Raw genomic sequence first — 26,495 nt, 5'->3', positions numbered from 1 at the left:
TGCCTCCGCCATGGAACGGAACCGTTTTCGATGGCGCGACGCAGCATGCAACGATGCCTGCATGGATGTTAGCGTCAGGCGAAATTAGAACGATTCAAATCTACTACTTTGGGGAATTCTATGCGTTGCTCCTCTTTCCGCGCCTGCCTGCCCGGATTACTGGCCGTCGCAGTGAGCTTTGCCCTGGCCGCGCCGGCCTCCGCATGGGCTGCCGAGGGGCATTCCGCTGACGTCGACCCCCGTATTGGCACGGGCGGCGACGGCCACACCTTCCCCGGCGCCACGGTCCCCTTCGGCATGATCCAGCTGTCGCCCGACACGGCCATGCCGGACTTCAAGCACGCCTACAAGTACGCCGCCGGCTACCAGTACGGCGACAGCAGCCTGCTGGGCTTCTCCCATACGCATTTCTCCGGCTCCGGCCATTCGGACATGGGCGATGTGCTGGTCATGCCGATCGCAGGCGACGTCCGTCTTGAGCCGGGTGACCCGGCCAAGCCCGGCAGCGGCTACCGCTCGCGCTTCAGCCATGACACCGAAGTGGCCCAAGCGGGCTATTACGCCGTGACCCTGGGCGACTACGGCGTGCGCGCCGAACTTACGTCCGGACGCCGCATCGGCTGGCACCGCTATACGTTCCCGGCCGGCAAGCCGGCGCACCTGTTGCTGGATCTGCGCCCAAGCATCTACGACTACCCCGGCAAGGTGCTGTGGTCCAGCCTGCGGGTGCAGGAGGACGGCACCGTCACCGGTTGCCGCACCACGCGTGGCTGGGCGCCCGGGCGCGAGCTTTGCTTCGCCATGCGCTTCTCGCAGCCGATGACCTCGCGCACGCTCTACAACCGCGAAACCGACGTGGTCTACAAGGGCTTCAAGGGCCCGGGCAACCAGCCGGAGGACCATGACGGCCAGAGCGGCCGCGCCCTGGAAGGCGTGTTCGACTTCGGTAACCTCAAGCAGCCGCTGGGCGTGAAGGTGGCGATTTCCTCAGTGAGCGAGGCCAACGCCATCGCCAACCTCGATGCCGAAGGCAAGGGCTGGGACTTCGATGCACGCCGCGCCGAAGCACGCGCGGATTGGGACAAAGCGTTGGCTTCCATCGACGTGGAAGGCAGCAAGGATCAGCGCGTAGGCTTCTACACCTCGCTCTATCACGCGCTGCTGTCGCCGACGCTGAGCATGGACGTCAACGGCCAGTTCCGCGGGCCGGATGGCGCGGTGCACGAGGCGGTCGACAAGAACGGCAAGTTCGAATTCCACTCCACCTGGTCGCTATGGGATGTCTATCGCGCCCAGCAACCGCTGATGGCACTTCTGATGCCCCAGCGCAGCACCGACTTCATCCGCTCGCTGATCGCCTCGCGCGAAGCCAGCCCGTTCGGCATCCTGCCGGTGTGGGCGTATCAGGGCATGGAGACGTGGTGCATGATCGGCTACCACGCCGTGCCGGTGATCGCCGATGCCTACGTCAAGGGTGTACGTGGTTTCGACGCGGATGCGGCGCTGAAGGCGATGGTCGCCAGCGCGACCTATGCGCCGTACGGTGACCTTGGCGATTACATGAAGCTCGGTTACGTGCCGATCGATAAGGAGCCGGAGGCCGCGTCCAAGACGCTCGAGTACGCCTACGATGACTGGTCGCTTGCCCAGATGGCGAAGGCCATGGGCCGCAAGGACATCGCCGCCACCTTCGACAAGCGCGCCGGCAACTGGCGCAACGCGTACGACCCCAAGACCGGCTTCATGCGTGCGCGCAAGACCGACGGCAGCTTCCGCGAACCGTTCAATCCGGATGTCGCCGGCTACGGTAGCGACTACACCGAAGGCAACGCGTGGCAGTACTCCTGGTACGTGCCGCAGGACGTCGCCGCGCTGGTCAAGGCGATGGGCGGCGACCAAACCTTCGTCACCAAGCTGGACAGCGTGTTCGACGCCAAGGTCGACAAGTCGCACTTCGCCAACGTGGAAGACATCACCGGCCTGATCGGCTGGTACGCGCACGGCAACGAGCCCAGTCACCATCTGGCGTATCTCTATGACTATGCCGGCGCGCCGTGGCAGACGCAGAAGCGCCTCAAGCAGATCATGGACAGCCAGTACGCCACGCGCCCGGATGGCCTGGCTGGCAATGATGACCTCGGCCAGATGTCGGCGTGGTACATCTTCACCGCGCTGGGTTTCTATCCGGTAACGCCAGCCAGCGACGAGTACGCCTTCGGCCGACCGTTCGTGTCACGGGCGACCTTGCATCTGCCCGGCGGCAAGACGTTCACCGTGACGGCCGAGCCGCTGGATGACGCGCATCCGTACGTGGGCTCGGTGACCCTCAACGGCAAACCGCTGAATCGCGTCTTCCTCCGGCATGGCGAGATCGTCGCCGGCGGCGAGCTGCACTTCACCATGCAGGCCGAGCCGAACCGGGCGTGGGGGCAGGGCGCGGATGCCAGGCCGTCATCGATGAGCACCTCTACGACCAAGGTCGCGGCTACTTCCGGGGAAAGTGGTAGCAAATCGTCCAGGTAAGTGGTGGTAAACGCCAGGGTGATTCTGCAACCATGCAGGACATGTTGCGCTCATCCTGGAAACTGGCGTCGACACAACGGCCCTCGATGAAGGACCGCATTGCCTTGCGCTGGCGCCTGGGCGGCTTGCTCGCCGCCGTGCTGGTGATCGTTGCGTTGCCGTACGTAGTCACGCGCTCCGGCGCCAGCCAGGCGATTCTGGCCAACGAGCGTGTGACGCATTCCAGTGAGGTGAAATCGCTCACCTACCGGATCGCCTATGTCACCCGGGACAGCGAAGCGGCAATCTACCGCCTCATCCATGGCGACCAGGATACGCAAGTGCGCAAGCGGGCGGAGCGGGCCGCGCACGAAACTCCTGGGTTGATGCAGCAATTGCGCGAGATGACCCGCGATAGCCCGGATCAGCAGGCGTTGATCGGCTCACTCAGTTCCGTGGTCAGCGGGCGGCTCGCACTCAGCGGGCAGGCCGTCATGCGGCACGACCACGGCGACGAGGTTGGCGCCGCCGATGCCATGCGGGACTCCGGCACGCTATTCCGGATGGACGATCTGATCGACGAGATCGTGCACAACGAGGACGGCAACCTGATCAACCGCCGCGACGCGGCCAGCCGTGAATCGTTCAACAGCGAGCTGGCCCTGACCATCACCGCCATTGCGCAGGTGCTGCTGTTGGCCATCGTCGTGGTGGTGTCCGAGCGCCAGATCAGCCGCCGCCTGCGCGCCGAGGTGCGCGAGGGACAGGCGGTGCAGCGCTCGCAGCTCATCGTGCAGGCGGTGCGCGAACCGATCGCTCTGCTCGATGCCAGTCTCGGCACGTTGCTGGTGAATGCGGCGTTCGGCGAACTCTACGGCCTGCCGCCGGATTTCCGCCAATCGCTGCCGCTCACCGAGATCGGCGACGGCGCCTGGAAGGACAGCGCATTGCTGCAACGGCTCAACGACGTGCTGCTGCTGGATCGCGAGCTGTGGGACTACGAACTGATCCAGCGCACCGTGGACGGCGTGGACCGCCACGTGGTGATCAATGCACGCCGCCTGGAGCAGGACAGCGGCGGCGATCCAGTGCTGCTGCTCACCCTCAGCGACGTCACCGCGCGTGCACTGGTCGAGCAACAGGTGAAGGAACTGAACCGTCAGCTCGAAGGCAAGATCGAACAGGTGTCGGATGTGAACCGCGAGCTGGAAGCCTTCAGCTATTCGGTGTCGCACGACTTGCGTGCGCCGTTGCGCCATATCAGCGGCTTTGCCGGCAAGCTGCAGCAGCACCTGGGCGACAACGCGGACGAGCGCTCGCGCCACTACATCGAAGTGATCAACGACGCTGCCAAGCGCATGGCGCTGTTGATCGAGGACCTGCTGGTGTTCTCGCGACTGGGTCGCGGCGCGCTGCGCCTGCAGCCGGTAGACATGCAATCGCTGGCGGATGAGGCGCGTGCGCTAGCCGAAACCGATGCCCATGGGCGCCACATCGTGTGGTCCATCGCACCGTTGCCCATCGTCATCGGCGACGAAAACATGCTGCGCACCGTGTGGCAGAACCTGCTTGGCAACGCGGTGAAATACACGGGTAAGTGCGAGGTGGCGCGCATCGACGTGGACGTGCAGCGCCACCGCGATGGTAGTTACGAATTTGTGGTGAGCGACAATGGCGCCGGCTTTGATATGCAGTACGCGGGTAAACTGTTCGGTGTGTTCCAGCGACTGCATCGTGCCTCGGAGTTTCCGGGCAACGGCATCGGACTGGCCAACGTGCGTCGCATCGTGACGCGACACGGCGGACGCGTCTGGGCGGATGCTCAACCGGGGCAAGGAGCGCGTTTCCATTTCAGCCTGCCGTCTTCGGACCTCGCAGAAAGCTTTTCGCAGAGGCGCCCATGAAACATCGAGACTTCCGCACGATTCTGCTCGTCGAGGACAGCCTTGCCGACGCTGAAATGGCGCTGGATGCGCTGGCGGGTGCCCATCTGGCCAATCCCGTGGTACACGTCGAAGACGGTGTGGATTGCCTGGACTACCTTTACTGCCGTGGCGAGTGGGCAGGTCGCGAACCCGTCGACCCCGCTGTGGTGCTGCTGGATATCAAGATGCCGCGCATGAGTGGCATCGAAGTGTTGACGCAGCTACGGGCGGACGAGCGCTTTCGCCGGGTGCCGGTGGTGATCCTCTCCTCGTCGCGGGAAGAAAGCGATCTCGCGCGCAGCTGGGACATCGGTGCGAACGCGTATGTAATCAAGCCGGTCGACGTGGATCAGTTTTTTGAAGCGGTGCGAACCGTGGGGCAGTTCTGGGCCGTGCTCAACCAGGCACCGGACCACGGCTGAGAACAGCGAACGGGACGGCAAGCACCACAACGGGGTGGCTGAACGTGGAAAGGCAGCAGTGGGCGTTACCCCGAATCCGGGTGTTGCAGATCGAGGACAGCCAGCTTGATGCCGAGTTGGTGTTGTCCGAGCTGGACGCCGATCACATCGACTACGACGTGCGGCTGGTGGACGCTGAGCGCGATTACCTTTCCGCGTTGGAAGAATTCCAGCCGGATATCGTGCTATCGGACCTGAGCATGCCGGGCTTCTCCGGCCAGCGCGCGCTGGACATCCTGCGCGAGCGCGACACGGACCTGCCCTTTATCTTCGTCTCCGCGACGCTGGGTGAAGAGGCAGCTATCGAAGCACTGCGCAATGGTGCGACCGACTACATCCTCAAGCAAAATCCCGCGCGCCTGGCGTCTGCCGTGCGGCGAGCCATGCGTGAGGCCGAGGCGCAACGCTTGCGCCGCCGCGCGGAAACCGAGCTGATCCGCGCGCAACGCTTCGAGAGCCTGGCCATGCTGGCCGGTGGCCTCAGCCACGATTTGCGTAACCTGCTGCAGCCACTGCTGCTGGCTGGCGATAGTTTGCAGGACTATCAAGACGACCCGCGCCTCGCGCGTTTGGGCCACCTCGTGCGCGATTGCGGCAAGCGCGGCCTGGACATGGTGCAGTCCATGCTTTCGTTTGCACGCGGTGCACGGCGTGCCGAGCAGGTGCGCGTGGGTGCGCTGCTCGATGCGCTCGGTTTACTGCTGCAAGGCAGCGTGCCTCGCAACGTGACGCTGGAGCTGAATGCCTACGACCCAGAGCTCACCTTCGACGGCAATCACACCGAACTGCAGCAATGCCTGCTCAACTTGAGCCTCAATGCCATCCAGGCCATGCCCGAGGGTGGTGAGCTACGTATCTCGGCATCGCTGGCGTCGTTGCCGGAGAGTTTCTTCCAGCCAGATGAGGAAGCACGCGAAGGCAATTACCTATGCCTGACCGTCAGCGATACCGGCACCGGCATGGACGAGTCGGCCTTGCTGCACCTGTTCGAGCCGTTCTACACCACCAAGGAAAGCGGCACTGGCCTAGGTCTCGTGTCGTGCAAACGCCTCATCACCGCGCATGGCGGTGTGATGCGAGTGGATAGTCGGCCGGGAGTGGGCACGCGCTTCCACATGCATATCCCGTTGACGCGGCAAGCCGTGGAGGTGGCCGGGGAACTGGATACCGTCAATCTCCAGGGCGAAGCCGAACGCGTGCTGGTGGTGGTGGAAGAGGCCGGCCAGCTATCGCTGTTGGTCGACACACTCGATTCCTGGGGTTACCAGGCCCACGCGAGCCAGAGTGGTACAGCGGCACTGCAATGGCTGGAGGCACAGGGCGTGCCCGACCTCGTGGTGCTCGACTCGGACATGAATCTGTTTACCGGCGTGCGCACGTTGTCAGCGCTGTTCGATCACGGTTATCGCGGCGCGGTGATTTTGCTGGCGCGGCCGGATGCGCCGCCAGATATGGATGAGTTGCCGGTGATGGAGCATTTGTATCTGGTGGATAAGCCGATCTCGACGGTGAGGTTGTTGAGGACGGTGAGGGAGGCGCTGGAGGAGAGTGCTTCAGGGTTGGGGTCGCTGGGGCCGGTGTAAGGGGAGCTGTTGCGGTGCGTTGTTGGTGCAATGCCGGGTTGTCGACGGTGTTGCTCCCTCTCCCTGCGGGGAGAGGGTTGGGGTGAGGGGCGGGTGCTCGCCTCGACGCTTCATCTTTGCCGTCATCCCTGCGAAGGCTGGGATCCAGTGGATTTGCGTTTGATTTTCGCGTGGTCGCGACCTGGCTCGCCTACGCGGCGGGCGTTTCGTCCTCCTACCGGAGGCCGAGTCACTTTTCTTTGCATGCCCACGCACGCGCAGGAGCGCGTGCGAACGGCGAAGCCGGCCCGAAGGGCGGAGGGCAGGATGCCCGGAGTAAAGAAAAGTAACCCAAAGAAAGGGCACCCCCACTTGGCGCTGGCCGGTGAAGCCGGCCAGTTCGTGAGGGGCGGCCGGGCTTTTCGACGGGGCTCCTGCCCTGGCGAAAAGGGATCGGCATCCTTGCCGATCCCCCTGCGGGCCTTCTCGTCCACCCCTCACCGCCGCACAGGGGGCCCGAAGGTCAAAAGCGCCGAGCCGAAGGCTCGTGCAGCGGAGCTGCACATCGCGTCGGGGCAGGTCGCGCTGCTCCTGCTTTAGAGCGCAAAGTCGAGGCAGACTCCCCGGAGGGGAGAGGGAGCCGACGGCGACTGCACCCGTTCACCCATCTGACCAACCCCCAAAAACAAAAAGGCCGGACAAAGTCCGGCCCCTCCGCGTGATATCGACAACCCTCAGTCGATACCCAACTTCTTCAACTTGTAGCGCAGCGCCCGGAACGTAATCCCCAGCTTCTTCGCCGCCGCAGTCTTGTTGTACCGCGACTCCTCCAGCGCCTTGATGATCGCCGTGCGCTCCAGGTTGCTGATGTAATCGTCCAGACCGCCGCTGGCGGTGGGCGATGCAGCCGGGGGCGGTTCCGCGTGTGAAGTCATGCCGGTAGGTGCCGCAGCCGGAACCGCCTCGGTGTGGGAGCGCGGCATGCGCTGCGGCAGCATCAGGTCGCTGACGTCGACTTGGTCGCCGTCGCACATCGCCATCGCACGCTCCAGGATGTTCTCCAGTTCGCGCACGTTGCCGGGGAAGTCGTAGCTCTCTAGCGCCTGCTGCGCGGCCGGCAGCAGTTGGCCGGGAGCGCCGCCGCTCTTGGTGGCGAGTTGGCGCAGTACGAAGTTGGCCAGCTGGGGCACGTCACCGCGGCGTTCGCGCAACGGCGGCACGCGCAGTTCGATGACGTTGATGCGGTAGAACAAGTCCTGGCGGAACTGGCCCTGCTCGACCAGCGCGGCGAGATTCTTGTGAGTGGCCGAGAGGATGCGCACGTCGACGGGCACTTCCTCGCGCGCGCCGATCGGGCGAACCGCCTTTTCCTGGATCGCGCGCAGCAGTTTCACCTGCATGTGCAGCGGCAGTTCGGCCACTTCGTCAAGGAACAGCGTGCCGCCATGGGCGGCCTGGAACAGGCCTTCCTTGTCGCCTACCGCGCCGGTGAAGCTGCCTTTGCGGTGGCCGAAGAATTCGCTCTCCATCAGCTCGGACGGAATCGCGCCGCAGTTCACCGGCACGAATGGCCCAGTGGCGCGGGGACCCTGCTCGTGGATGAGGCGGGCGACCAGTTCCTTGCCCACGCCAGATTCACCGGCGATGTACACCGGCGCCTGATTGCGCGCGAGCTTGCCGATGGTGCTGCGCACCTGCTGCATGGCTGGCGAATCGCCGATCAGGCGCTCGTTGCCGTCCGGCTTGGCGGCGGCTTGGCCGCTGCGCTTTTCCTCGGCCAGGCGCAAAGCGGTACGCACGAGGCGGCGCAGCATCTGGATGTCGACCGGCTTGGACACGAAGTCGAAGGCGCCGGCCTTGAGCGCGCTCACGGCCGCATCGACGTTGCCGTAGGCGGTGATCATGGCAACCGGCGTGTCCGGATGTTCGGCGGAAATCACCTCGACCACCTCATGGCCGGTGCCGTCGGGCAGCCGCATGTCGGTGAAGCACAGGTCATAGTGCTTTTCGGCGAGGGCGCGCCGTGCTTCCGTCACGGTGCCCACCGCATCGACCAGCAAATCCATGCGGCCGAGGGTGATGGTGAGGAGTTCGCGAATATCGCGTTCGTCGTCGATGACCAGGACGGTCTGTTGGCTCATGTCGTCAGTTTGCGCTGTGGACGAGGGCTAGGATAACCGTCGCCCAGGCAGGGGGCAAAGTTTTACTGCGGGGAGATCGGGTCACTTAGGCGCCAAATGGTGGTCGAAGAATCTCACGATGGTCTCGTAGGCGGCCCGCGACTCAGGCAGATCCGGATCCGAGAAGAACGAATGCCACATACCTTCCCACACATGCAGTTCCGTCGCTACGCCGGCTTGGCTCAATAGGGTCTGACTGCGGATCACCGAGCTCATGGCCATGTCGCGCGTGCCGGTAATCAGCAAGGTAGGAGGGAACTTGGCCAGCAACGTCGGCGAAAGCCCCGGGAACACCATGGGATCAGTGGCGCTGGCGCCTTTGAAGTAAGGCAGGTCACCTAGGTGCAGCGGGTGGTCCGGCACGGGTGCGCCGTTGAGCAATGGTGCCACGTAGGCGGAGTCGCCCTCCATGTCCACCAGTGAGCCGCAGAAGGTGCCAATGGCGCCCGGTGCCGGGAGCTTGCGGTCGATCAGGCGCGCCACGGCCTCGCCGGTGAGTATGCCGCCGGCCGAGCAGCCGTAGATGCCGATGGCGCCGGGTTTGTACTGCTTGAGCAAGGCTTTATACACGGCCTCCACATCTTCGCTGGCGGCGGGGAAGGTGTGCTCGGGGCCTTGCCGGTAGTCGACGCTGATGACTTTGATGCGGCCAAGACTGGCGATGGGGATGGATTCCACCAGCCCGCCGCTGTGCGCGCCCCACAGGAAGGCGCCGCCGTGCAGGTTGATCAGTACGCGCTCGCGGTTCTTCGGTGAGATGCCCTGCGCCGGTTCCACCACATCGGTCACCACGCCGGCGATGGTTTCGCGATGCGTCTTCACCGGGTAAATCGCCATCATGCGCTGCGCACGATCGGTGTTCATGCGGTCATAGAACGCCCGGCTCTGTTCGATAGGGGCGGTGATCGGCGGTGCCTTGGACCCGGCGGCGAGCATCTTGGGAAAGAACGCGCGCGCTTCGGGCGATGCGGCCGATGAATAGGGCAGGGTCATGCTGCCAGCACGAATGCTGCCGTCGGCGGCGACCGTGGGTGCGGCGTCCTGAGCATGCAAGGTGCCGCAGAGCAGCGAGGCAGCCAGGGTGAGGCGGGCGAGGGTACGTGTGCTCACGGCGTCGTTTCCTTCTGGGCGGTGGGTGCGGCTTTCTTCGTGGTGCCGTCAAGCAATTCGTGCAGTTTCAGGTAGACGCCGTTGGTCCAGCCGAAGCCCACCACGTTCTCGCTGTAGCCGGCGTTTACCTTCACGTCGGCATTGCCCAGCGCCATGTTGTATTTCTCACGGATGGTGCCGTCGTCGGCCAAGCCCTGGTCCACCGTGGTGGCGAACTTGGCCGCGATGCGGCGTGCATCGTCGTGGAAGCCGTAATCGTCGAGCCCTTTCACCGCGAGCCAGTGGGTCGGCGCCCAGCCGAATGGATCGCCCCACTGCACGGCCATGGGCCGGTTATCCATGCTCAATCCGCCCTTGCGTTCGAACACGCCGAGCTTGCCGCGCACCGCAGCTGCCTGCTGTGGTGAGGCAGCACCGGCCCACAATGGGTAGTACGTAGTGACATAGGGATACGGCGAGGGCTTGGCAGCGACGAAATCGTAATCGCGGTACATGCCGTCTTTGTCGCTCCACAGGTATTTATCCATGGCCGCCTTGCGCGCATCGGCTGCCTTTGCCCAGCGGTCGGCGTCACCGGCCTTGCCAAGCTGCAGCGCGAAGTCGTGCAGGTCGCGCTCATAACGATAGAGCAGGCTGTTGAGGCTGGCGTCGGCGTAGTGATGGGTGGAGCCGCCGAAGGGCCCAAAGTGCGAGTTGGTATCGAAGCCCGATTCGCGCATGGCGCGGTCGCCGTGGAAATAGTCTGCCGTGAGGCGATAGCCATCGACCCATGCACCTTCGCACACCTTGGAAGCGCGCACGTCGCAGCTTGCCTCCTTTAGGCGCGCGACTTCGGCGTCGTCGGGATGTTGGGAGCCTTTGATGAGATAGCCCGGATCGTCCTTCGGATGCGCGATCAGCCAGCGCATCACGCCCTTGTAGAACTCGCTGTCCTTGGCTTCCAGCACGGGGCCGTTGCCGAGGTCGTAGTAGCGGGCCAAGCCGGTGTCGCCTGCGCGATGCTCAGGGCGTGTCCAGATCTCGTAGTTACGCACGGCAAGTGGATAGGCCTTGGTGAGCCATTCGCGACGTGCGTCTGCACTGGGGAAGCTGGCCGGGTCATCCAGTAGCGCTGCCATCATGGCCGTGAGGAAAGGGGGCTGCGATCGACTGAGGTAGTAGGTGCGGTTGGCGTTGAGCACGCCGCCGTAGTGCTCCACTTCATAGAGCGCGTTGTCGACCATATCCTTGGCCAGGTCCAACTTGTGATCAGCGACCAGCCCCAACAGGATGAAGTAGCTATCCCAGCCGTACATCTCGTTGAAGAAGCCGCCGGGCACCACGTAAGGGTGTGGCAGATACAGCAGGCCCTGCTGCGGCAGCTTCGTGGCATCAATGTCGCCCAGTTGTTCGACCTTGCGCGGCAGTGGCAGCACATCGACGTTGCAGCGCTTGCCGATGGCAGCCACGTTCGCTGGCACCGGCTCGCCGGCGGGGACGTAAAGCACGGGATGGCCGACTACTTTGGTATCGGCCAGCGCGGCGCAGTCTTCCTGCGAGCGCGTGAGCGTCGTCCATGCCTTGTCGATGTAGGCGCGTGTCTTCGCTGGATCGGGCGTGCCCGAGGCGACGGCCGTGCTCGCAGCAGCACAAGACAGCGCGATGGCCAGCCATCGGAAGTGAAGCGAATGGGCGTGTCGAGTCATGTCTGCTCCCGGGTCGATGCGTGATCGTTGGCGGTCGTCGCGGCGGCGTTCAAGCCCTGCCTTGTCGCCGATCCATGGCGCAAGCCCCGGGCATCGTGCCCGACGTGAAGCATCACTTCGTGGAAAGGCCCATCGCGGCAGGTTCAGCCGCGCCGACGCGATCCGTCTCGCGCTTGAAATAGAACAGCGTCACCAGCACCAGGCACATCGGTACCAGCGAAAAATAGAAAGCGTGGATGCCACCGAAGCTTGAGAACACGATGGCGGTGATGCGTGAGCCCAGCGTGCCACCCAGCGCGGAGAAGATCACGATGAGGCCGGTCATCGCCGCATGCGAGGGCTTGGGCAGCGAGCTGAGCGCCACCGAGTTGATGACCGGGTAGATCGGTGCCATCAGCAAGCCAATCAGCGGGATCAGGTAGGCCGCGATGGGGGCGTTGAACCAGTTCACGTTCGCGCCGACGTGCACCTCGCGCGCCAGCGGCAGCACCAGCAGGATCAGCGCACCCATGCCGACCACGCACAAGTTCAGCAGCAGGTGCCAGGACATGCGGCGCAGCAGTTGCCCCGCAACGATGCGTCCCAGCGCGGTGGCACCGGCGAGGATGCTCGCCATCTGGATGCTCATCGCGTTGGGTAGCTTGAGGATCTCGTTGTTGAAGGTCGGCAGCCAGGTGCTGAAGCTCTGCTCGATCAGCACGTAGAGGAAGGCGGAAAGCAGGAACACGTAAACCAGCGTGCGCATCAACAGGCGATACATGTCACGCATGGCCTGCCCGAGCGAGTGTGCCGTGCCGCCGTGCGCGGCAGATTCGTCCAGCGTGGCGCCCCACAGCAGCGCTATCGTGCCAAAGCACATCGCGGCCAGCACCCAGTAGACGTTGAACCAGGATGGGTTAGCCGGATCCGCGTGATCGATGAACGCACTGAACAGCCAGCCGCTCGCCAGCACGCCCAGCATGAACAACCCTTCGATGGTATTGGTGAGCCGGCCGTGTTCGGCCTTGTTGCTGGTGAGCAAGCCAATCGACGAGTAGACGGCCACCTTGGCGAGCGCGAACGACACGCCGATACAGGTGAACAGCAACTCGGTGGTGTGGAAACCGGGAAACAGCGGCATGAGCATGCAGGCGCTGCCGACGATGCACAACGACAGCATCATGGCGCGGCGATAGCCCAATTTGGGCAGGAAGGACGCCACCAGAAACGAGGTGATGGCAATCGGCAGGTCTTTAAAGAGTTCGAGCAGGCTTGCCTGAGGCTTGTCGATGCCAAACGTGTGGATGGACTGCAAGATGACTGTGCCCACACTGTTGAGCAGTATCGCGAACACCATGTAAATCGTCGCCAGCGCAACGATCATGCGGTAACGGCACATCCCCACCTCCCACGCCCGGTTTGCAACCGATCCCCCCCGGAGTTGGTTCCGGGCCGCCGACCCACGTGCGGCCCGGAACCGGGGGGAAACACTACATCAGAACTTGTACTTCACCTGGAAATTGACCTCGCGGCCTTCCATTGGGCGGGCCAGGATGACGCCATTGCTGCCCGCAGCCGTACCGAAGATGCGCGAGTTGCTCTCGGTGAGGCCCAGCTGGTTGGTCACGTTGGTGCCCTGCACGCGCAGTTCCCAGTTCTGCTGGATGTTGGCCACCACGCCGAAGTCCAGCGTGTAGTACGTGCCCAACTGCTGCAGGCCCGACTGATCCTGCGTATGCGGACCCACGTAGGTGTAGGTCACGAACGCCATGATGTCGCCCCACGAGAACGGGATCTTGTAGCTCGGCGTGAACATATAGCGGTACTTCGGCTGGCGCTGCAGCTGTACGCCGTCGATGAAGGCGCAACCGTTGCCGGCGACCTGGTTCACGTAGGGGATACAGGCCGAGTAGTGCGAGTAATGGCCGTCGAGATAGTTGGCCACCAACTGCAACTTCAGGTTGTCGATCGGCGTGACGGCGCCGGCCAAGTTGACACCCTTGGAGTCCGAGCCGTACAGCAGCGGCGTACCCACCGGTACGCCTTCGCCGTTGGTCGGCTGATAGGGTAGGCCGTTGAACTGGCGGTGATAGACGCTGATGTCCGCGTACAGGTACTTGGACTGGTACTTGAAGCCGCCTTCGAAGTTCTGGATCTTCTGCAGCGGCGGCGTGTTGCCCGTGGTGTTGCCGCGCAGCGCGTTGTCGAAGTCGCCGAAGTGCGCACCCTTGTTGGCGCGGAAGTACACCGACATGTTGTCGGCCAGCTCGTAGTTCACACCGAACGTCCACGACGTATGCGTCTTGTTGTAGTCGGTGGTGGCGAACGTGCCATTGCAGACTGGCACAGCGTTGTCGTACAGCGTGAGCGGGTTACCGTCCAGGTTGACGTTGGTCAGGTTGCACACGCGCAGCGAGGAATCCTGGTTCTCGACGCGCGCCGAGGCGTCGATCAGCCAGCGGTCGATGCGCCAGGAGTCGGACAGGTAGAACGCCTTGTTGGTCGAGCGGCCGCTCTCGGTGATGTTGTACGAGCCGTAGTCCAGTAGGCCCTGGTAGTCGGTGAGCTGGTAGGTCTGGCCGTTCTGCTGGTAGCTGACCTTGATCGGCTTGGCGTTCGGCGTGTTGGTCATCAGCATCTGGTTGCCGAGGTTCCACGCGTCGTCGTCGGTGTAGTGCGCCAGATAGAGACCGGCGGTCAGCGTGTTGCCCTCGAACAGCTCCTTGCTGATGCGGAAATCGTTGTTGATGTTCTTCAGGTGCTTGTGGATGTACCACCAGCCCTGGTGAATCACGCTCTGGTTCGGGTCGACCGCACCGCCGCCGTTGACGTACGTCGCCGTGGCGGAGCCGGCCGGCAGCTTGAACCCGCCGAAGTCGGTGCCGAGGTTGTACAGCTCGTCGTTGAGCGAGGCCGGGTTGGTGCCCGAGAACAGCGCATTGGTGTTGACGTCGCCGCCGTCGATCAGGAACTTGTCTGACAGGTTCCAGCCGTCACCGAGGTCGTAGTCGAAGTTGAAGCCGAAGAAGCTGAACTTCGCGCCGCGACCATTCGCCAGGTTGGCGCTGGTGCCGCCGCCCGGATAGCCCGGCAGGTTTACGTGCTGGATATCCTTGCTGTAGTACGTGCTGGTGAGCGGATCAAAGCCGGGATACGCGCTGAAGTTGTCCGAGCCGCTCTGGATCAGCGGGATCGGCGTGATGAACTGGTTGCGGTCGTTGAGCTGGCGCGCATAGAACACCAGCGAGCCGTTATCCATGTCGTGCGACAGCGTGGCGGTGAACTGGCCACCCTTGTCAGCCGAATAGCCCGGGCTGCGCACGCCGTCCGAATCGCGGTAGAAGCCGCCGATGCTGCCGTACCACTTGTCGGCGATCTTGAAGCCGAGGAAGCCGTCGTAGCGCCACAGGCCTTCGTTGCCGTAGGTAACGCCGAAGCTGCCGCTGGGCACATCGGTACCCTGCTTGAGGATGAAGTTGGCAGTGGCACCCATCTGGCCGTCGCCGTACACCACCGACGGACCACCCTGCAGGATTTCCGCGCGCTCAACGGTGTCGTCGAGGCGGAAGATCGAGGTGGTTTCGAAGAACGAAAGCGTGGGCATGCCGTACAGCGGCGAGCCCATCATCTGCGTGGTGAAGAACGGCGCGTCACCACCACCGGGGAAGCCGGCGATTTCGATGTTGGCGCCGGTCTGGCCACCGGTGGATTCCGGCCACATGCCTGGCGAGATCTTCAGCAGGTCCGCCGTGCTCTTGGGATTGGCTTCGCGGATCTGCTCGGCGTTGGCGCTGACGATCGAATAGCTGGCGTCGATCTTGCGGATACCGCCAGCGGAAGACGTACCCGTGACCACGACCTGATCCAGCGTCTTGGCTGCTTTCTGATCGCCCTGTGCCGGCGGAGCCGGCGCATTGTTCGGCTGGTTAGCCGGTGCTGCTGGCGCTGGTTGCGCTTGCGTCGCGTCCTGCGCCTGCGCCGCACTCACCGCCAAGGCGGTGACGATCGCAGCTGCCAGCAGCTGTCGAGTGATGCCTTGCTTGTTCATGTCGTGCCTCCCCGCCCGAAACCGGGCCACTTACGCGTTGATGTTTATGGCTTCGGCCGTGCCAGCCGTCGCACCGTTCTTGTTGTTCAGAAAATCACCGATACGAAACACGCTCAGACCTGGCAGCACGATGTCTGCCTCCCCTAGGTCTTCGCGCCGACCAATGCCGATGGCGACCATGCCCGCGGCGTGGATACTGGCGACGCCTGCCGCAGCGTCTTCGACGCCAAGGCAGGCTCCAGGGGCAACGCCGAGTCCTGCAGCGGCCGCCAGGAAAATTTCTGGATCTGGTTTGGAACGGTCGATGCGCGCGGCATCGACGACGTAATCGAAGAGGCGTGAGATGCCGAGTCGTTCGAGCAGCAGCGGGGCGTTGCGGCTGGCCGAAGCCAGGCCGACGCGCAGCCCCTTCGCGCGGACGGATTCCACCGCTTCCCGCGCACCGGGTAGCAACTGGTCCGGGCCAAACTGTTCGATGCGTTCTACGTAGTAGCTGTTCTTGCGCGCTTCGAGGGCACGCTTCTCATGCTCGACATAGGCACGCGGCGCACGTTCAAGCAGGATCTCGAGCGAGCCGCGGCGATCGACACCCTTCATGCGTTGGGCGATCTGCTCGTCGAACGGGGCGCTGATTTCGTGTGCGAGTTGTTCCCATGCGGCGCGGTGAACCACCGCGGTGTCCGCGATGACGCCATCCAGGTCGAAGATCACCGCCTGCAATGGTGCCTTGAGCGAAGTCGTTGCATGCGGCATGGCACGCGACTCGCCGCCTGACAGCTGTATAGGCTGGCCGCCGTGGTGGAACGTCACCAAATCGCCGTGCGTGACGGTATAGCGCACGCCCTCAGCATCCACCTCCACACGAAGATGCGCATCGCGCCAAGTGATGCCGAAGCGGTAGCTGCGCCATGCGCCAGGCAATTGCGGATGAAGATGCAATTGGCCATCGATCACGCGCATGCCGCCGTAACCCCAGGCAAGCGACAGCCAGCTGCCTGCCATGGCCGCCATGTGCAGGCCGTGTGCCGCGTTGCCGTGCAGGTCGTCCAGATCCACGCGCAACGTGTCCTGGAAATAGCGCCATGCTTTTTCCGTTTCGCCGACTTCAGCCGCCATCACACCAAAGGTGGAGGCCGATAGCGTGGAGTCGTGGACGGTCACGCCTTCGTAGTAGTCGAAATTGCGGCGCTTGGCGGCGAGCGACACGTCGTCGCCGGCCAGCATCAGTGCCAGCAGGGTATCGGCCTGCTTGCACACCTGATGGCGATAAATGGTGAGCGGGTGCAATTCCAGCAGCAGTGGACGCTTGCCCTCGTCGGTGTTGCGGGCAGACATGCGCGGCTTGTCGAGGAAGGTGTCGTCCTGCGGGAAGACGCCCAGTTCCGCGTCTTCCGCGAGATACATCAGTTCGGCGGCGCGCTGCCACTGCATGATCTCGAACGGTTCCAGGTCAATGCGGTGCGCGATCTCCGCATAGATATCCGGCGCCGATTCGGACAGCCAATGCGCCACGGTCGCGGCATCGCGCAAATGCCGTTGCGCCATGCGATTGGTGTAGTGGTTGTTGTCGACCAGCGCGGTGTATTCGTCGGGTCCGGTGACGTCGTGGATGCAGAACGCACCGCTACGACGGGGATTGAAGTGGCCGATGTCCAGCCACACACGAGCGGTCTCGAGCAGCATCTCCGCACCGGCATCACGCAGAAAGGCCTCGTCGCCCGTGGCATCCACGTAATGGCGGATCGCCCAGGCTACGGCCGCGTTGATGTGGTACTGCGCCGAGCCGCTGGGAAAGTAAGCGGAGCATTCATCGCCGCTGATGGTGCGCCATGCGTAGAGCGCACCGCGCGCATGGTTGAGCTCGCGTGCATGCGCACGGGCCCTGGCCAGCGTGCCATGCCGGTACATGAGCATGCTGCGCGCCACGTGCGGCGCGAGCGCGACCATCGCCGGCAGCATGAAGACTTCGGCGTCCCAGAAGTAGTGTCCTTCATAGCCTTCGCCAGTCAGTCCCTTGGCCGCCGTGCTGCCTTGTCCGTCGCGGCTGCTGGACTGGAAGACGTGGAAAAGGTTGAAGCGCAGCGCCTGCTCAGTGGCCGCATCGCCCTCGATCGACAGGTCGGCGTTCTGCCACAACTGCGCCAGTTCGCTGCTCTGGCGGGCGAGCAGTTCGTCGTGGCCCAGCGCGTGCGCTTAGGTCAGTTCGCTGGCGGCATGCGCGATTAGCGCATCATCGGTGTCGTGAGCGCCGGGCTGCGTCCAGGCATAGGCGACGTATTTGTCCAGCGTGACTGACTGTCCCGGCGACAGCTCGCCTTCGAACACCTGCATCACGCCGTGCTGTGCGAGGTTGGCAAGACGGAAGCGCAGGCTGTTGTCGACCACCGCGTGCTGCTGCATGCAGGCCACACGGATGTCGCTATGGGTGGTGCGCTGGAGCACGTGAGCCTGTGTGTCGCCGGCCAGCGCATCAGTGGTCACCAAGCCACCGTCGATTCGCGTGCCGATGCGTGGGTCGTCGCCCTGTTCGGCGGCGTTGCGCACGGTACTGATGGAGGACTCCAGCGTCACCGGGCCGGTGTAGTCGACCGAATGCACGCGATAGCGGATGGCCAGCAGGGCGGGGCGATCCAGGCTGACGATGCGCTCGGCTTCGATCAGCAAGGTGGCGCCTTCCGGCGAACGCCAGCGCAGCTGGCGCCGGTAGCAGCCGTTGCGCAGATCCAGCGCGCGTTCGAAATGCAGCCATTCCCCTTCGCTCAGGCGTACAGGGGTATCGCCTAACCGCAGGTGGATGCGCGTGCCGTCAGCAACCGGGATGCGTGTGTCGGTGTGGGCGGCGAAACCCGGGAAGCGCTCGTGGTACTCGATGGGCGTGCGTTCCCAGGCGCCTGCGAGGAAGCAGCCCTGACTGGCGCTGTCGCCTTCTTCCAGTCCGCCGCGCACACCCAGGGCGCCATTGGATAGGGCGAACAGGCTTTCATCCTGAGCGAAGGCGGCGGGGTCGGCGTTGTGGCTGGTCACGACCCAGGCGTCGCGCAGGGCATGACCGTGGGGCGGCAAGATCTGCGCCGTTTCTCGATGATCCAACGTGTCCTCTCCCCACCTTTTGATGTTTCCGGTAGGCCGATAAATCGTGTGGGCCTACCGTAGGTTCTTATGTGGGGCGGAGCTTCGCAGCAATTGATATCGATATCAAGACATCGATATCAATTGCTGCGACACAACATAGTTGCGTATGATATCGATATCATGCACGGACGTTGTGCCATGAGACGCTGGCGACTTGCGGCACAAGCTTGCGGTATCGGGGCAATGGGCTTCCATTCGTGATTCCGTGCGGCGTTGGACGTTGAAGAGGCAAACCGCGACACTGTCCCGGTTTGCCAGGATTGGCCGGCGTGCGAAGCCCGCGCGACCGTTCACAAGACACCGGGGCCAGGTCTTGAGTCGTCACCAAAAGAACCGCCAGGGCGCCACGCCTTCCGTCAGTCTCACGATGGCGGATCTGGCGAAGGTGGCCGGGGTATCCAAGATCACCGTTTCGCGGGCGCTGAGCGACAGCCCGTTGGTCAATCACGAGACGCGTGAGCGCGTGCAGCAGCTCGCCCACGAGTTGGGCTACAAGCTCAATGTCAGCGCGCGCAACCTGCGCCTGCGCCGCAGCCATACGGTGGCGGTGATCGTGGAGATGAAACCCTCACACGATCGCACCATGTTCGATCCCTATCCGCTCGTCTTGCTGGGCGGTATTTCCCAGGAGCTGACAGCGCACGGCTTTAGCGTGCTGCTGACCACCCGGCAGGGCGCCACCGCCGCGGCCGTGCAGGCGGCGGACGGGCTGATCCTGCTGGGCCAGGGCTCGCGCCAGGACGCCGTGCGCCGATTCGACAAGCTGGGCCTGCCGATGGTGGTGTGGGGTGCGCCGGGCGATGAGCATGTCGTGGTGGGCAGCGACAACCGCCAGGGCGGCAACGCGGTGGCGGAACACTTCATCCGTCTCGGACGCCGTCATCCCGTGTTCGTGGGCAACCCCAACCATCCGGAAATCTTCGAGCGCCTCACCGGTTTCGTGGATGCGCTGGCCGCCCACGGCATCAAGCCGCTGCTGATTCGGCGCGATGAATTCACCCTGGCCTCCGGCATGGACGCCATGCATTCGCTGATGGATCGCGGCGTGCCGTTCGACGCCGTGTTCGCGTGCAGTGACCTGCTGGCCATGGGTGCCATCCGTGCACTCAATCAGTTGGGGCGCGATGTGCCCGGTGATGTGTCTGTGGTGGGTTACGACGACATGCCGTTGGCTGCGAGTTTCCTGCCGCCGTTGAGTTCGGTACGACAGGACTGGCAGGAGGGCGGCACGCTGCTGGCGCGCAAGGTACTGGCGATGATCAACGACGAGCCCGAGCAATCGGAAACTTTGCCGGTCGAGTTGATTGTTCGCGAAACCTGACCTGCAGAGCGGTTCTTAGCCAGTCGCCGCCGTGTCGCCCGTCGCCTTGCCCATCCGCGCCGGTGTCAGCACCAGTCGGAAACAACTGCCACCACCGGCGACACGCACGTATTCCAACGATGCCTGATTCGCTTCGCTCATCTGGCGCGCCAGGTAGAGGCCCAGGCCCGTACCGTACTCATGCGTGGTGTAGAACGGCTCGAAAATCTGCGCCGCGACCTTCGGTGCGATGCCCGGGCCGCGATCGATCACTTCCAGAATCGGCACGCCGTGCTCGCCATGGCGCGCCACCACCATCACGCGGGCGGGTTCGCCCGGCATGCGGCCGTAGCGCAGGGCGTTCTGCACGAGGTTCCACACCACCTGCTGCAACTGTTGAGGGTCGGCCACGGCCGCCACCGGCGTACTGGCCTGGATCACGCGCAGGGAGTCTTCGCCCAGGTCGTTGCCCTGGCGGTACTCGTCCACAAACTGATTGGCCCAACTGCCCAGATCCAGCGTTTCCGGGCGCGAGCGCTCGCGCCGCGACAGTTGCAGGATGTTCTCGATGATCTCGTTCAAGCGCACGCAGTGGTTGTTGATGATCTCCACCATGCGCTGGTCGGTCGGTGGCAGGTCTTCCGACTCGGCCAGCAACTGGGCCGAGTAACGGATCGCGGCCAGCGGGTTGCGGATCTCATGCGCAATGGAAGCGGACAGGCGCCCGAGCGAGCTGAGTGTCAGCTCCTCGGCGCGGCGTGACACCAGCGAGGTGTCGTCCAGGAAGATCAGTACGTGCGAGTCGTCATTCGGCGCCAGTCGGCTGAAGCGAGGCACCACTTCGGGCACGCCGTCGGCCAATTGGGTGGCGGATTCGTCGAGCTTGCCGGAGGTTATCCAGTGGTACAGGCGGCGAGAGAGCTCCGATGCCACGCGGCCCAGATCGCGTTGGTCAGCAGCCGGGTTGCCCAGCAACATCCACGCCGATTCGTTCATCTGATGGATGCGGTTGGCGTCATCCACCAGCAACACGCCAGTCTTCATGCGGCGGATGATCAGCTCGTTGACCTGCGCCAGGTTGGCCAGGTCCACGCCGCGCTGTTCGGCTAGCGCCTCGCTGGCGCGGATCTGCCGGCTCAGCACGTAGCACAGTACCGTGATGGCGAAGTAGGCGAGGCCGAACAGGCTTGACTCGAGCAGCTCCCGGTCCATGCCGGCCTGCCCGTGTTGCACTTCGAGGACCGAATGGCCGATCACGCCCAGGGTGGCCAGTGCCGCGAAGAAACAGGACAGGCGCAGCGGCAGGATCAGCGCGCCGGCCGCCAGGTTCACCGCTAGCATCATGGCGATGCCGATGCGGGCGTCGTGCATGGTGATGATGGCCAGCACCGCCGCGATGATGTCCACCACCAGGGAGGCCGACACTGTCCAGCGGATCCATGGGGTGGCTCGCCGGGTCAGCGATAGTGTGCCGAGCGCGAACAACAGGAACAGCACCGCCACGCCCCGGGCCAGGCCGACATCGGCCAGTTTGGGCCAGCCGAGGGTGGTCGGGCTCAGGGCCAGGCCGGTGTAGACCAGGGCCTGGGCCAGGCGGAAACAATTGAGGAACAAAAGCTCATGGCGCGCCGCCTCAGGGGCTGGGCGGGCGGTGGGGTAGGCAGGCTGCACGGTGCTAGACACCTGGCGGGCTCTTGTTGGTCTGAGGGCAGTCTGAACCAGTATAGACGGGCCTTTCACAGTCTGTGGGAGACGGCCGTCAACCGGTGTCGGAATCCCCCTCTGGTGGCCGGCCCCTTTCCATCGGGGGCCGCTGCTGCGAAAATACCGGGCCGTATTGCGCGGTTTTCGTCATGTCGACAGGCCTGACGGCGGCGCACTGCATCCGGCAGCGCAGCTTTACTCCGCCGTCGTTCCCCTGACCGTCAGGCCCCCACAGCCCGACGGCCACCATGTTTCCCCGTACCCTCGAGGTATCCATGAATTTCCACGAGTACCAGGCCAAAGAATTGTTCGCGAAGTACGGCATTGCCGTGCCCCCGGGCAAGGTCGCCAACTCTCCCGATGCCGCTGTCGACGCCGCCAAGCACCTTGGTGGCACGCAGTGGATGGTCAAGGCACAGATTCACGCAGGCGGCCGCGGCAAGGCCGGCGGCGTCAAGTTCTGCAAGAGCCTCGACGACGTGCGCGCAGCTGCCAAGGGCATGCTGGGCACCAACATGGAAACCTACCAGTCTGCCGGCCGTGCGCTGCCGGTGAACCTGGTGCTGGTCACCGACGCGACCAACATCGCCAAGGAACTGTACCTGTCGATTCTGACGGACCGTGACAGCAAGTCCATCTCGTTCATCGCCTCCAAGCACGGCGGCGTGGACATCGAGCAGGTCGCCAAGGACACCCCGGAAGACATCCACACCATCGTGGTGGACTTCGTGGAAGGCCTGCAGCCGTACCAGTGCCGCGAGCTCGGCTTCGCCATGGACCTCAATGCGAAGCAGGTCGGCCAGCTGACCAAGATCATGCTGGGCCTGTACAAGCTGTTCAACGAGAAGGACCTGGCCCTGGTCGAGCTGAACCCGCTCGCCATTCTCGAAGACGGCAACCTCGCCGCCCTCGACGGCAAGGTCAACTCCGACGACAACGCCGAATTCCGTCACCCGGATCTGGCCGCCATGCGCGACCTGACCCAGGAAGACGCGGCTGAGGCCGCTGCCGTGCAGCACAACCTCAACTACGTGACGATGGACGGCACCATCGGCTGCATGGTCAACGGCGCAGGCCTGGCCATGGCCACCATGGACGTGATCCAGCTGGCAGGCGGCGAGCCGGCCAACTTCCTTGACGTCGGCGGCGGCGCCACCAAGGAACGCGTCACCGAGGCGTTCAAGCTCATCCTCTCCTCCGACAAGGTGAAGGCCATCCTGGTCAACATCTTCGGCGGCATCGTGCGTTGCGACCTGATCGCCGAAGGCATCATCGCGGCCGTGAAGGAAGTGGGTCTGAAGATCCCCGTTGTGGTTCGCCTGCAGGGCACCAACGTGGAGCTGGGCCGCGAACTGCTCGCCAACTCCGGCCTGGCGATCACGCCGGCCGACGATCTCAACGATGCGGCGCAGAAAGCCGTGGCTGCGGCCAAGGCCTGAGGAGCAACTGAACCATGAGCGTTCTCGTCAATAAGAACACCAAGGTCCTCGTGCAGGGCTTCACCGGCCAGCAGGGCACCTTCCACGCGCAGCAGGCGCTGGACTACGGCACCAAGGTTGTGGGTGGCGTGACTCCGGGCAAGGGCGGCACCGAGCACATCGGCCTGCCGGTCTTCAACAGCATGTCCGAAGCCGTCGATCAGACCGGCGCCGACGCGTCTGTCATCTTCGTGCCGCCGCCGTTCGCGGCCGACTCGATCCTCGAAGCCATCGACGCCGGCATCAAGGTCATCGTGGCCATCACCGAGGGCATCCCGGTGCTGGACATGCTGCGCGTGAAGAACGTGCTGGCACAGCATCCGGAAACCGTGCTGATCGGGCCGAACTGCCCCGGCATCATCACCCCGGGTGAGTGCAAGATCGGCATCATGCCGGGTCACATCCACATGCCGGGCAAGGTCGGTATCGTCTCGCGCTCCGGCACGCTGACGTACGAGTCGGTGTTCCAGACCACCAACGAAGGCCTGGGCCAGTCCACCGTGATCGGCATCGGCGGCGACCCGATCAACGGTCTGAGCTTCATCGACTGCCTGAAGATGTTCCAGGACGATCCGCAGACCGAAGGCATCATCATGGTCGGCGAAATCGGCGGCAGCGCTGAAGAAGACGCCGCCGAGTTCATCGGCGAATACGTCACCAAGCCGGTCGTGTCGTTCATCGCAGGTGCCTCGGCTCCTCCGGGCAAGCGCATGGGCCACGCTGGCGCCATCATCTCGGGCGGCAAGGGCACGGCAGCGGCGAAGTTCGCTGCGCTGGAGAAGGCCGGCGTCACCACGGTGAAGTCGCCGGCTGACCTCGGCAAGGCCCTCGCCGGTCTGATGAAGAAGTAATTCGGGTTTTTACAACCGATATGAAGAGGGCCGCAGCGATGCGGCCCTTTTTCTTTGCTTGGAAAAGTTGCGCTGCATGAGGATGTCCGCGTACCGCATTACCCGTCGCTTCTGTCATCGCGGCCACATGATCAGGCCGAGGAAGAAAGTGCCGGCCTTGCAGATTGATCTCATGGAAATGCACGGTTGATGCCTGGAAAATCTCTGTCTCCCTGATGGCTGCTGGTCTCGCGCGAGTTCGATGCGCGAGACATGGCCTTGCCTTTCGTTGGGACAAAGCAAATTCATTTGGAATTTCAGGCGTATGTTGCAAGGTTTTCGTTACTGGTTCCTGGCTCCAGCGTTCATGGTTGTGGGCCTCGTGTTTGCCTATATGGGCTATGTCCACGCGTCGCCTTTCTCGATGGCGAAACCGCGGATCCGCATAAGCACTTTTGGCCGGCAAAGACGAGCTGCAGTCGTGCTGTCCGTTTTCTTTGCTGATCACGCATGGCAAGCCGGACGGAGGCAATGACATGAAAACGCTGCGTGGAATTCTGATGGCTGGCCTCACCCTAACGGGGATGGCGTGGATGTCGGCAAGCGTTGCTACCGAGTTACCTGACAAGACGGCCGAGGGCTGGTATTGGAAACTTCAATCCGCGGGCAAAGCGAATTCGAGCAACGACTTTGAGGTCGCCGCCCGGCGCGGCGAACAACTCCTGGTGTGGGATGACGGCAAGCAGGCTCAATATGCCGACTATGTGATCTTGTTGGTGCCCGCTTCCTTCGAGCAGGTGCAGTCAGTCGTGCAGGCCGCATTGGCGCCGCTGGGAACATTCCGGAGCGATAGCGCAGGGTCAGTAGAGAATCTTTCAGCATCCTGGAAAAAACTATGGATGTCTCGGCATCCCGAACTGAAAGCTTCCGCAAGCGATGTCCTGGGGCAGATCACGTACGCTTCGTGGAGTGCGTACCAGGTCCGGAAGAGCGGCTTCGCCAACAGGCACACGAGCGAGCTCTACGTGGGTGTGGCGGATCGGACCATGGTGTTCGACCATCCTGCAACGATCGTCGTCCTGAGTCAGCGAGATACACGCCCCGATCCGGAATACAGCTTCTTCAAGCAGTGGCGCAGTGACATCGGTGAGCTTGGCATGGACTCGGGAGCAGCAGGAGATGGAACGACCTATGTCGACGTTGTTCCGGGTCCGGTATTTACTGCACTGCAGAATGCCTTGACTGCGCTTCAGGTTGACCTGGAGATCGCAGCCATGCCCAGCGCCTGGCTTCAGGGCGAAGACCGTTACCCGATGCTACTGCCGCTGGTTGGGACCATTCATCGCGAATACGAATGACCTGCTGCTGCGCATGGATCGCATGACCGTTAGCGATGCTCGCGAAGTCCCTTGGGTGCGGCATCTAGCAGGGTGTTCGTTACCGTCGACAACGTGGTCGGATAGCGGGTAGGCGTATTGCTTGCCCTTGCCTTGCCATGGTCCCAGGGGGTCTGCAGTGGCTTGACCGGGCGTGATCTCTGCAGCCGCTGACAAACGGTCACAGCGGCATGATGGGCGCGAAGCGCTTTCCTTCCGGGATCGTCGTGTTCTGAAGAGCCTAATTAGTGTTGCCGCAATCCACTATGCGCTGCTGTCATCAGCGCCTTAGTGACCAAGGCCAGCGTGTTTGAGCGGATCGACCAATGCTGCCAATACAGCGGCACGTCGAGCCATCGCTTCGGAGCAATCGCTTTGAGCGTACCTGCGGCGAAGTTCCTTTCCAGCATTGATTCGGGGGCCATCGCCCAGCCGAGTCCTAGTTCAGCGCCCTCCACGAAGGCCGTGGAGGAGGGCACGTAATGTCTGGGCGGTGCGAGCTTTGCCCGCGTGATGCTGTGCATGAAACGCCATTGCAGAGCGTCCTTACGATTGAATACCAACATGGGCGCTCTGCCGAGCGAGGCTGCGCTCACGCCGTCGGCGAAATAGCGGTCGACGAAGGTGGGTGAAGCGACGGGCAGGTAGCGCATCACGCCGAGCTTCCTCACGCTGCAGCCTTGCACCGCTTTCGATTCGGCCGTGATGGCGCCGAGCACCGAGCCGTCGCGCAGAAAGTTGCTGGAATGGTCTTGGTCTTCCACGCGGATGTCGAACAGCAGTTGGTGGCTATCGTGGAGTTGCGCCAGTGCAGCGAGGAACCAGGTGGCCAGCGAGTCGGCATTGACGCCGATGGCGACCGTGGTGGGGCCGCTGTCATCCGGACCGACGTGGAAGTCGTTCAACGTTTCCGCTTCCAGCAGCCGCATCTGCTGCACGGTACGCAGCAAACGTTCGCCTGCTTCCGTGGCCTCGCAGGGGGAGCGTCGCAGGATGAGGATCTGGCCGAGGCGATCTTCGAGCGCCTTAATGCGTTGCGAGATTGCCGAGGGTGTCAGCGAGAGGCGCTGCGCCGCGCTGTCGAAGCTGCCTTCATCAAGCACGGCAGCAAAGGCAGCGAGCTGGGGATTGAGCAGGCTCATGGGTGTCTCCCGCCGCGCGTGCGCGCGACACATTAGTAGAACTTAACCAGCTTTAGGATAATTAGTTTTACTGAATAAGAC

Annotated in this window: 17 protein-coding genes; 8 read left to right on the top strand and 9 right to left on the bottom strand. The window is 63.5% G+C overall.

Annotated features, from left to right (window positions below; all coding sequences use genetic code 11):
* Positions 1–120 precede the first annotated feature (120 nt).
* From DyAD56_RS11225 to DyAD56_RS11210, 4 genes are all read left to right on the top strand, one after another.
* On the top strand, positions 121–2,523 hold the full coding sequence (locus DyAD56_RS11225; RefSeq protein WP_102302858.1) for a GH92 family glycosyl hydrolase: 2,403 nt from the start codon (positions 121–123) through the stop codon (positions 2,521–2,523).
* Between the two features lie 86 nt (positions 2,524–2,609).
* Positions 2,610–4,406, top strand: coding sequence for an ATP-binding protein (locus DyAD56_RS11220; RefSeq protein ID WP_102302857.1), 1,797 nt, complete (start codon positions 2,610–2,612; stop codon positions 4,404–4,406).
* A complete protein-coding gene (locus tag DyAD56_RS11215; RefSeq protein WP_102302856.1) occupies positions 4,403–4,849 on the top strand; it encodes a response regulator in 447 nt (148 codons plus the stop codon). Before DyAD56_RS11220 ends, DyAD56_RS11215 begins: the two co-directional genes overlap by 4 nt.
* A gap of 80 nt (positions 4,850–4,929) precedes the next feature.
* Positions 4,930–6,471 (top strand): response regulator, encoded by a 1,542-nt coding sequence (locus tag DyAD56_RS11210; RefSeq protein WP_233202384.1) that lies wholly within the window; start codon positions 4,930–4,932, stop codon positions 6,469–6,471.
* 713 nt (positions 6,472–7,184) lie between these two features.
* On the opposite strand, the gene DyAD56_RS11200 is transcribed toward DyAD56_RS11210, so the two are convergent.
* The 7 genes from DyAD56_RS11200 to DyAD56_RS24280 form a co-directional block, all read right to left on the bottom strand.
* Positions 7,185–8,591: a sigma-54 dependent transcriptional regulator gene (locus tag DyAD56_RS11200; protein WP_102302853.1), complete on the bottom strand. Its 1,407-nt coding sequence runs from the start codon at positions 8,589–8,591 to the stop codon at positions 7,185–7,187.
* 81 nt (positions 8,592–8,672) lie between these two features.
* Positions 8,673–9,740, bottom strand: a complete 1,068-nt coding sequence (locus DyAD56_RS11195; RefSeq protein ID WP_102302852.1) for an alpha/beta hydrolase fold domain-containing protein — start codon at positions 9,738–9,740, stop codon at positions 8,673–8,675.
* Positions 9,737–11,425, bottom strand: coding sequence for a trehalase family glycosidase (locus DyAD56_RS11190; protein WP_102302851.1), 1,689 nt, complete (start codon positions 11,423–11,425; stop codon positions 9,737–9,739). Before DyAD56_RS11190 ends, DyAD56_RS11195 begins: the two co-directional genes overlap by 4 nt.
* A 112-nt stretch (positions 11,426–11,537) precedes the next feature.
* Positions 11,538–12,803, bottom strand: coding sequence for an MFS transporter (locus DyAD56_RS11185; protein ID WP_233202383.1), 1,266 nt, complete (start codon positions 12,801–12,803; stop codon positions 11,538–11,540).
* Between the two features lie 96 nt (positions 12,804–12,899).
* Positions 12,900–15,452 carry a TonB-dependent receptor gene (locus tag DyAD56_RS11180; protein ID WP_102302850.1) on the bottom strand — a complete coding sequence of 851 codons (2,553 nt, stop codon included), beginning with the start codon at positions 15,450–15,452 and terminating at the stop codon, positions 12,900–12,902.
* Positions 15,453–15,482: 30 nt separating this feature from the next.
* Positions 15,483–17,588 (bottom strand): beta-phosphoglucomutase, encoded by a 2,106-nt coding sequence (gene pgmB, locus DyAD56_RS11175; RefSeq protein WP_233202382.1) that lies wholly within the window; start codon positions 17,586–17,588, stop codon positions 15,483–15,485.
* 57 nt (positions 17,589–17,645) lie between these two features.
* Complete coding sequence (locus DyAD56_RS24280; RefSeq protein WP_233202381.1) at positions 17,646–18,542, bottom strand: hypothetical protein; 897 nt, start codon at positions 18,540–18,542, stop codon at positions 17,646–17,648.
* 409 nt (positions 18,543–18,951) lie between these two features.
* Between DyAD56_RS24280 and DyAD56_RS11170 the strand changes: the two genes are divergently transcribed.
* Positions 18,952–19,905 (top strand): LacI family DNA-binding transcriptional regulator, encoded by a 954-nt coding sequence (locus tag DyAD56_RS11170; RefSeq protein WP_102302849.1) that lies wholly within the window; start codon positions 18,952–18,954, stop codon positions 19,903–19,905.
* A gap of 15 nt (positions 19,906–19,920) precedes the next feature.
* Here the strand turns inward: DyAD56_RS11170 and DyAD56_RS11165 are convergent, their stop codons facing one another.
* Entirely contained in the window at positions 19,921–21,567 is a 1,647-nt protein-coding gene (locus DyAD56_RS11165) for an ATP-binding protein (protein WP_199178948.1), read from the bottom strand.
* 296 nt (positions 21,568–21,863) lie between these two features.
* Between DyAD56_RS11165 and sucC the strand changes: the two genes are divergently transcribed.
* The 3 genes from sucC (at position 21,864) to DyAD56_RS11140 (ending at position 25,254) form a co-directional block, all read left to right on the top strand.
* On the top strand, positions 21,864–23,027 hold the full coding sequence (gene sucC, locus DyAD56_RS11155) for an ADP-forming succinate--CoA ligase subunit beta (protein WP_102302847.1): 1,164 nt from the start codon (positions 21,864–21,866) through the stop codon (positions 23,025–23,027).
* A 14-nt stretch (positions 23,028–23,041) separates the two neighbouring features.
* Positions 23,042–23,917, top strand: coding sequence for a succinate--CoA ligase subunit alpha (gene sucD, locus DyAD56_RS11150; RefSeq protein WP_102302846.1), 876 nt, complete (start codon positions 23,042–23,044; stop codon positions 23,915–23,917).
* A gap of 515 nt (positions 23,918–24,432) precedes the next feature.
* The gene (locus tag DyAD56_RS11140) at positions 24,433–25,254 is read left to right on the top strand and encodes a hypothetical protein (RefSeq protein ID WP_102302844.1); all 822 of its coding nucleotides are present in this window, start codon (positions 24,433–24,435) and stop codon (positions 25,252–25,254) included.
* A 263-nt stretch (positions 25,255–25,517) separates the two neighbouring features.
* Here DyAD56_RS11140 and DyAD56_RS11135 read toward each other — a convergent pair whose 3' ends face one another.
* On the bottom strand, positions 25,518–26,414 hold the full coding sequence (locus DyAD56_RS11135) for a LysR family transcriptional regulator ArgP (protein ID WP_102302843.1): 897 nt from the start codon (positions 26,412–26,414) through the stop codon (positions 25,518–25,520).
* Between the last annotated feature and the right edge of the window lie 81 nt (positions 26,415–26,495).

It is taken from the genome of Dyella sp. AD56 (assembly GCF_002878475.1).
Lineage (GTDB): Bacteria > Pseudomonadota > Gammaproteobacteria > Xanthomonadales > Rhodanobacteraceae > Dyella.
Note: the sequence above shows the minus strand (reverse complement) of the source record. Positions and strands in the feature narration are given on the sequence as shown.

Excerpts from the sequence above, each read along its gene's own strand:
- DyAD56_RS11140 (WP_102302844.1), top strand. The coding sequence starts at position 24,433 with ATGAAAACGCTGCGTGGAATTCTGATGGCTGGCCTCACCCTAACGGGG.
- DyAD56_RS11215 (WP_102302856.1), top strand. The coding sequence starts at position 4,403 with ATGAAACATCGAGACTTCCGCACGATTCTGCTCGTCGAGGACAGCCTT.
- DyAD56_RS11135 (WP_102302843.1), bottom strand. The coding sequence starts at position 26,414 with ATGAGCCTGCTCAATCCCCAGCTCGCTGCCTTTGCTGCCGTGCTTGAT.
- DyAD56_RS11185 (WP_233202383.1), bottom strand. The coding sequence starts at position 12,803 with ATGTGCCGTTACCGCATGATCGTTGCGCTGGCGACGATTTACATGGTG.
- DyAD56_RS11170 (WP_102302849.1), top strand. The coding sequence starts at position 18,952 with ATGGCGGATCTGGCGAAGGTGGCCGGGGTATCCAAGATCACCGTTTCG.
- DyAD56_RS11225 (WP_102302858.1), top strand. The coding sequence starts at position 121 with ATGCGTTGCTCCTCTTTCCGCGCCTGCCTGCCCGGATTACTGGCCGTC.
- sucC (WP_102302847.1), top strand. The coding sequence starts at position 21,864 with ATGAATTTCCACGAGTACCAGGCCAAAGAATTGTTCGCGAAGTACGGC.
- DyAD56_RS11180 (WP_102302850.1), bottom strand. The coding sequence starts at position 15,452 with ATGAACAAGCAAGGCATCACTCGACAGCTGCTGGCAGCTGCGATCGTC.
- sucD (WP_102302846.1), top strand. The coding sequence starts at position 23,042 with ATGAGCGTTCTCGTCAATAAGAACACCAAGGTCCTCGTGCAGGGCTTC.
- DyAD56_RS11200 (WP_102302853.1), bottom strand. The coding sequence starts at position 8,591 with ATGAGCCAACAGACCGTCCTGGTCATCGACGACGAACGCGATATTCGC.
- DyAD56_RS11220 (WP_102302857.1), top strand. The coding sequence starts at position 2,610 with ATGAAGGACCGCATTGCCTTGCGCTGGCGCCTGGGCGGCTTGCTCGCC.
- DyAD56_RS11190 (WP_102302851.1), bottom strand. The coding sequence starts at position 11,425 with ATGACTCGACACGCCCATTCGCTTCACTTCCGATGGCTGGCCATCGCG.